A 6954-nucleotide genomic window follows, 5' to 3' on the forward strand; every position below is an offset into this window, starting at 1 on the left:
TGACCAGGCTTATCCTGGCGCACCGAAGAACACGAAGTTCACGAAGAGATTCGCGTCCTAAACTTCGTGTTCTTCATGAACTTTGTGGTTTTAATCATTGAATTGACATTTAAGGAAATTCGTTTTAGAAGAAATAGCAATTGCGCTAACGAATAACCTGGAGAAAATTAATGCAAATTCGTCATTGTCCGGCATCAGCCTTTTTAATTTGTTTGGTCTTTACAACCCTTATTTTTGTTTCAGGGTGCGGGCTTTCTAAGGGGGCATCTCCTTCGAATCAGGTCACGCCCCCCCAGTCGGGGATAGCGAAGCAACCCCTTGCTGTTTACCATGATTTTGAGGATGTGCTGGTTCCCGAGGGGTTGACAATTATTAAAAACCGTACGGTTGTGGTGTCAACGCCCGGATTCAGATCCGGACTTCTTACCCTTAAGGGGCGGGTGGAGCCAAACTCCCTTTATCAGTTCTTTTCCATGAGCATGGAAAAGGACAACTGGACGGTCCTTTCCAGGATTAAAGCCCTGGAAACCACCATCATGGTATTTCAAAAGGCCACCCGGTGTGCTGTGATTACAATTCGTGAAGAGCAGATTTATACCTATGTTGAAATCGGCATAGCCCCAATTTTCCGCGGCGTATCGGAAAATCCCACAAGCGATGCCTATTGATGACATTGAATGGTAAACACATTTTTTTAGGGGTGACCGGCGGTATTGCCGCGTATAAATGCGTTGAACTGCTTAGGCTTTTCAAAAAGGCCGGGGCCGATGTGGTCGTGGCGATGACCCGGGCTGCCACCCGGTTTGTGGGGCCTGCCACCTTTGAGGTGCTCTCGGAAAATCCGGTGATGCTGGATTTGTGGGAAGGGCCCGGTTCCGGCGTTGCCCACATTGAAGTGGCGTCAAGGTCAGATCTTGCGGTCATCGCGCCTGCCACAGCCAATTGCATCGGCAAGCTGGCCCACGGCATTGCCGACGATGCGTTGACCACAACCATGCTGGCCATGACCTGCCCTGTTTTGATCTGCCCGTCCATGAATACGGATATGTATCAGAACATAAGGGTGCAGAAAAACCTGGACCTGCTCGAAGAAACAGGCATTCATATCCTGGACCCGGATTCAGGCGTGCTTGCCTGTAGAACCTCCGGTGCCGGGCGTCTGCCTGAACCCTGGTTTATTTTTGACCGGGCTTGTGCGTTTTTTTACAAAAAGGACCTGAAAGCAAAGACCGTCCTGGTTTCTGCAGGCCCCACGGTTGAGCCCATTGATCCGGTACGTTTTATAAGCAACCACTCCTCGGGTAAAATGGGGTATGCCATTGCCGGGGCTGCGGAAAAAAGAGGGGCCAATGTTATCCTTGTGTCCGGCCCTGTCAGCCTTGATCCCCCTGTTGGTGTGACACGCGTATCCGTGGGGTCTTGCGATCAGATGTATGATGCCATGCTTGATCATCTGGACCAGGCCGATATCATTATTAAAGTGGCGGCCGTGGGTGATTTCAAACCGGTGTCCGTCCAGGCCCATAAAATCAAGAAAAGCGGAACTCAAGGGGCTGTCACCCTTGAATTGACCCAGAATAAGGATATTTTAAAGGCCATTGGGCTCAAAAAAAGAAAAAATCAGTACCTGGTCGGGTTTGCTGCAGAAACCCGTGACCTTGAAACCTATGCGGTGGGCAAGATGGAGAAAAAGCAACTGGATATGATTGTTGCCAATATTGTGGGTAAAAGTGGTTCCGGCTTTAAGGCAGACACCAATAAAGTCAAACTGTTCACCCGGGACGGCCAAGTCACGGATCTGCCTTTGATGACAAAGGAGAAGGTCGCCCACGCCATTTTGGACGCTGTTGTCCAGGCGGTCTCTTGAAACCATGGATATTTCTGACGGGAATGCAGCTCAGGATTCAGACTGCGGCCATGGGTTTGTCCAGGCCCTAAATGCGTTAAACCGGTTTCTAAAGTTTCAAAAAAGTTTAGGAAACCACTCCATAGTCCTGGGCAGGGACGCTTTTCATATCCTTGAAACATGGGGTACCCCATCATGGCCGCCGCCGCTTTTTTATGCCCAGGGGCCTGAGGATGCGCGCATTGTTCTCGTGGACAGTGAAGGAACCTTTTTTAAGGGGGAGCCCGGCGGCCTTTTGATAAAGATGCTTGCCGCCATGCATCTCACACCTTCAGATGTGTATATCTGCAATGCTGCGGACAACGCGTTGCTTTCCCGCCACATACTGACGCATAAGCCTTTGGCCGTGGTGGCATTCGGAGAAAAGGCCTGCCGGATGATGAAGGAGACGGATGATCCCCTGGCAGAAATCCGGGGAGATTTTTTTCAATGCCACGGGGTGCCGGTCATGGTCACCCACCACCCTTCGGTGCTTGTGAAAAACTCTGCCCTGAAACGCCAGGCCTGGGACGATCTTAAACAGGTCATGGCCTGTACAGGATTGGACCGCCATGATTCTTAATGACTATCTGAACATTCTGGAAGCTGAAAAAGGGTATTCCGCCCATACGCTTCGGGCCTATTTTACGGATATAAAAAGCTTTATCCTTTTTTATCTGGATACCTGCAACTGCAATGATGAAAACTGGCAACAGGCCTTTGAAAAAAGGGTCCAACAGGTAGACAAGATGATTGTGCGAAGATATCTTGCCGCCCAGACCGCCTTGAAAAAAAGTAAAAAAACCCTTTCAAGGCGTCTGTCCGCCTTAAAATCTTTTTTTGATTACCTGGTCAGGGCCGGGTTGATCGGGTTAAATCCTGCCGACACCATCCCCTTCCCAAAACTTGAGAAAACCCTTCCCAAGGCCATGGGGATTGATGATATTTTCAGGCTGTTGGACACCATGAAACGTGATACCTGGATGGAGCGACGTAATCTTGCCATGTTTGAAACGTTTTATTCCACGGGTATGCGAATCGGCGAGCTTCACATGCTCAATATCCAGGATATTGATTTTCATGCCGGACTGATTCGGGTTTTGGGCAAGGGAAACAAGGCACGCATCATGCCCGTGGGCAGGCGGGCTCTTGATGCCGTTCAAACCTACCGGGCTGATTTTAAGGAAAATTTCCCAGCGGTATTCTTAAACAAAGACTTTCGAAGGCTTGGCAGACGGTCCATACGGCGCATTCTTGATAAGGTGGTCATGGAATGCGGCTTGGGTCTGAAAATATCTCCCCACACCCTGCGGCATACTTTTGCCACTCATATGCTGGATTCAGGCGCAGATCTTCGGGGTATTCAGGAAATCCTAGGCCATGTCAGCCTGTCCACCACCCAAGTGTATACCCATGTGAGCATGGATCACTTGATGGCCGTGTACGACAAAGCCCATCCTCGAAGATAAATATTTTACAACATTCAATCAAAAAAACCGGACTGTCGGCATATTTTATGGCGAACAGAATCAGGAGAGACGCATATATGGATAATCAACAATTTCACGGTACCACAATTCTTGCTATTAAAACCGGAGACATGGTCGTGGTAGCCGGTGACGGACAGGTTACTTTAGGCAATGTTGTAACAAAACATAAAGCCCGGAAGGTCAGACGGATTTACCATGACCGGATTATTACAGGATTTGCAGGGGCCACGGCCGATGCACTGACCCTGGCCGAAAAGCTTGAGGAGAAACTGGATCAGTACAGCGGCAGCCTGACCCGGGCCTGTGTGGAACTTGCCCGGGAGTGGCGTACGGACAAATATCTTCGCCGCCTTGAGGCCATGATGATTGCAGCCGATAAAGAAAACCTGTATCTTCTTTCCGGTAACGGGGATGTGATTGAACCGGATGAAGGCATCATCAGCATCGGGTCGGGCAGCACCGCGGCCCAGGCTGCAGCCGTGGCCCTGATTGAAAATACGGATCTTTCACCGGTGCAGATTGTGGAAAAATCCATGAAAATTGCCGCAGATATCTGTATATATACCAATCACCATGTTACCATTGAAACCATAGAGTGAAATCATATAACAGCCATGGGCTGACCTGACATATCAACTGCCAGGCATAGCCCACAACAAAGATTGAAAGATCTGAGTAGGTTACGCAGACTTTCTTATAAAGTTAATAAAGAGAAAGTTAATAAAAATTGCCCGTTTAACCATTGGAAAGCATTGAATGAAGGATTTAAAACCCCACCAGATTGTAACAGAATTGGATAAGTACATTATCGGTCAGAATGCCGCCAAAAAATCAGTGGCTGTGGCCTTAAGAAACCGATGGCGCAGAAGGCAAGTCGAACCGGATCTCCAGGATGAGATTGCACCTAAAAATATCATCCTCATCGGCCCCACAGGAGTCGGCAAAACCGAAATTGCCCGACGCCTTGCCAATTTGACGGATTCCCCATTTTACAAAGTGGAAGCATCCAAATTCACCGAGGTGGGGTATGTGGGCCGGGACGTGGAATCCATGATCCGGGATTTGGTTGAACTTACGGTAAACACGCTCAAATGCCGTCAGCAGGAAGCGGTTCAGGAAAAGGCGGAAAAAATCGCCCGGGAGCGGGTGCTTGATATTCTGTTGCCTTCCCCAAAAAGCAGTCCCAGCTTCGGGTTGGATACCGGGGATGATAATTCACAAAAGCCTGAAGATAATTCCCCTGCCCATACCCGCGAAAAGCTTGGTAAAATGCTTGATGACGGCAAGCTTGACGACCGTAAAATAGATATTGATGTCCCGGAAAAAAATTTCCCCATGGTGGAAATCTTTTCAAATGCCGGCATGGAGGAGATGGGTATCAATATGAAGGATCTGCTTGGTAATTTGATGCCCAAAAACACCAAGCGCCGCAATGTAAAAGTCAAAGACGCCCTTGCCCTGATTGCCCAGGAGGAGGCGGCCCATCTGGTGGATATGGACGAGGTCAAAAACGATGCCATTACCATGGTGGAACAGTCCGGCATCATTTTTATCGACGAGATCGACAAGATTGCGGGCAAAGAAAAGAGTCACGGACCCGAAGTCTCCAAGGAAGGGGTGCAAAGAGATCTTTTGCCCATTGTGGAAGGCAGTTCCGTGCCCACCAAATACGGTACCGTGAAAACAGATCATATTCTGTTTATTGCATCGGGTGCCTTTCATGTATCCAAACCCTCGGACCTTATTCCGGAGTTGCAGGGAAGGTTTCCCATCCGGGTGGAGCTCTCCTCTTTAGGCGCATCGGAATTTACCCGTATTCTGACCGAGCCTAAAAATGCCCTGGTGCTGCAGTACATAGCCCTGCTGCGCACCGAAGGGGTGGAATTAAGTTTTACCCAGGGGGCTGTGGATAAAATTGCCCGGATTGCCGTTGAGGTGAATGCATCCATGGAAAACATCGGGGCCAGGCGGCTTCATACACTTATGGAACGGCTGCTTGAAGAGATTTTATTTGATGCCCCGGATGTGGAGTACACCAGTATTACCATTGATTCTGATTTTGTTGAACGACAGTTGTCAACTCTTGCCAGAAACCAGGATTTAAGCAGGTATATCTTATGAAAAATACTGTTGCAGACATATTGATAGAGGCCTTACCCTATATCCAAAAATTTTCCGGAAAAACCGTGGTGATCAAGTATGGCGGACATGCCATGGTGGATGAGGAACTGAAAACCAAATTTTCCAAGGACATTATCCTGCTTAAAACCATCGGAATCAATCCTGTGGTGGTCCATGGCGGCGGTCCCCAGATCAATAAAGTGCTCAAAGCCATGGGGATCACATCTACCTTTATCAAGGGGATGCGGTATACGGACGATGCCACTATGGATGTGGTGGAAATGGTTTTAGGCGGCAAGGTGAACAAGGATGTCGTCTCCCGGATCAACCTGGAAGGCGGACGGGCCGTAGGTCTTACGGGCAAGGATGCAGGATTGATCCTGGCCGAAAAAATGACCATTTATCACCAGGAAGATGAAACCAAGCCACCGGAGATCATTGATCCAGGCATGGTGGGGGATGTGTCCCGGGTAAATCCGGAGATCATTCACACGTTGAGCGACCAGGGCTTTATCCCCATTATTGCGCCGGTGGGCGTGGGCACCAAAGGCGAAACATACAATATTAATGCAGATGTGGTGGCGGCAAGAATCGCTTCCGCACTTCGTGCCGAGCGCCTTATTCTTGTCACGGACGTAGACGGGGTGCTGGACAGTGACAAGACGCTTATCTCTTCGTTAAATGAGCAGCAGGCACGCCAGATGATTCGGGACAGCCGGATTTCAGGAGGCATGATTCCAAAGGTGGAATGCGGGCTTTCCGCCTTGAATGACGGCGTGAAAAAAGCCCATATCATTAACGGGAAAATTGCCCATGCGGTTTTGCTGGAGCTGTTTACGGATTCAGGGATAGGCACCCAGCTGTTTGCCAAAAAGTTTAATAATTAAGGAAATAAAATAATGAGCATTCAACTTACCCAAGATCATGTGTTTAAGACCTATTTGCGTGAGGGGCGGCCCTTTGTCAAAGGTCGGGGCAGCAAACTTTATGACGATCAGGGAAATGTATATACCGATTTTTTGGCCGGCATTGCCGTATGTAATATGGGGCATTGCCATCCCGATCTCACCGCAGCCATTTGTGCCCAGGCCGGCGCTCTGCTGCATGTGTCCAATTTGTTCTACACAAGACCTCAAGCCGAACTTGCAAAGGTTTTAACTGAAAAATCCTTTGCTGACCGCGTGTTTTTTGCCAATTCAGGGGCCGAAGCCAACGAGGCTGCCATCAAACTTGCCCGGCGGTTTTTTCAGGCAAAGGGGGAGACCGACAGGTTCAAGATCGTGACCATGCAGCAAAGCTTTCACGGACGGACCATGGCCACGCTGTCCGCCACGGGTCAGGATAAAATCAAAAAGGGATTTTATCCTCTGCTGGATGGGTTTGCCCATGTGCCATTCAATGATATTGACGCGCTTAAAGCTGTTGTAGATGATACGGTGTGTGCGGTGATGATGGAGC

General features: G+C 49.2%; 8 protein-coding genes. All 8 read left to right on the top strand.

Annotated features, from left to right (window positions below; all coding sequences use genetic code 11):
* Positions 1-170: 170 nt before the first annotated feature.
* Complete coding sequence (locus tag B3D59_RS11555; RefSeq protein ID WP_286819893.1) at positions 171-668, top strand: hypothetical protein; 498 nt, start codon at positions 171-173, stop codon at positions 666-668.
* Entirely contained in the window at positions 668-1867 is a 1200-nt protein-coding gene (gene coaBC / locus B3D59_RS11560; RefSeq protein ID WP_286819894.1) for a bifunctional phosphopantothenoylcysteine decarboxylase/phosphopantothenate--cysteine ligase CoaBC, read from the top strand. The genes B3D59_RS11555 and coaBC overlap by 1 nt, the downstream gene beginning before the upstream one ends.
* A 4-nt stretch (positions 1868-1871) precedes the next feature.
* A complete protein-coding gene (locus B3D59_RS11565; RefSeq protein WP_286819895.1) occupies positions 1872-2468 on the top strand; it encodes a uracil-DNA glycosylase family protein in 597 nt (198 codons plus the stop codon).
* Positions 2458-3354, top strand: coding sequence for a tyrosine recombinase XerC (locus tag B3D59_RS11570; RefSeq protein WP_286819896.1), 897 nt, complete (start codon positions 2458-2460; stop codon positions 3352-3354). Before B3D59_RS11565 ends, B3D59_RS11570 begins: the two co-directional genes overlap by 11 nt.
* Before the next feature lie 77 nt (positions 3355-3431).
* The gene (gene hslV / locus B3D59_RS11575) at positions 3432-3974 is read left to right on the top strand and encodes an ATP-dependent protease subunit HslV (protein ID WP_004072064.1); all 543 of its coding nucleotides are present in this window, start codon (positions 3432-3434) and stop codon (positions 3972-3974) included.
* A gap of 157 nt (positions 3975-4131) precedes the next feature.
* The gene (gene hslU, locus B3D59_RS11580) at positions 4132-5496 is read left to right on the top strand and encodes an ATP-dependent protease ATPase subunit HslU (protein ID WP_286819897.1); all 1365 of its coding nucleotides are present in this window, start codon (positions 4132-4134) and stop codon (positions 5494-5496) included.
* Positions 5493-6383: an acetylglutamate kinase gene (gene argB / locus B3D59_RS11585; RefSeq protein WP_286819898.1), complete on the top strand. Its 891-nt coding sequence runs from the start codon at positions 5493-5495 to the stop codon at positions 6381-6383. The genes hslU and argB overlap by 4 nt, the downstream gene beginning before the upstream one ends.
* A 12-nt stretch (positions 6384-6395) precedes the next feature.
* Positions 6396-6954 (top strand): aminotransferase class III-fold pyridoxal phosphate-dependent enzyme (locus B3D59_RS11590; protein ID WP_286819899.1); only part of this gene is annotated, 559 nt, incomplete at its 3' end.

It is taken from the genome of Desulfobacter sp. UBA2225, assembly GCF_002348205.1.
Lineage (GTDB): Bacteria > Desulfobacterota > Desulfobacteria > Desulfobacterales > Desulfobacteraceae > Desulfobacter > Desulfobacter postgatei.

Excerpts from the sequence above, each read along its gene's own strand:
- B3D59_RS11565 (WP_286819895.1), top strand. The coding sequence starts at position 1,872 with ATGGATATTTCTGACGGGAATGCAGCTCAGGATTCAGACTGCGGCCAT.
- hslV (WP_004072064.1), top strand. The coding sequence starts at position 3,432 with ATGGATAATCAACAATTTCACGGTACCACAATTCTTGCTATTAAAACC.
- B3D59_RS11555 (WP_286819893.1), top strand. The coding sequence starts at position 171 with ATGCAAATTCGTCATTGTCCGGCATCAGCCTTTTTAATTTGTTTGGTC.
- coaBC (WP_286819894.1), top strand. The coding sequence starts at position 668 with ATGACATTGAATGGTAAACACATTTTTTTAGGGGTGACCGGCGGTATT.
- argB (WP_286819898.1), top strand. The coding sequence starts at position 5,493 with ATGAAAAATACTGTTGCAGACATATTGATAGAGGCCTTACCCTATATC.
- B3D59_RS11570 (WP_286819896.1), top strand. The coding sequence starts at position 2,458 with ATGATTCTTAATGACTATCTGAACATTCTGGAAGCTGAAAAAGGGTAT.
- hslU (WP_286819897.1), top strand. The coding sequence starts at position 4,132 with ATGAAGGATTTAAAACCCCACCAGATTGTAACAGAATTGGATAAGTAC.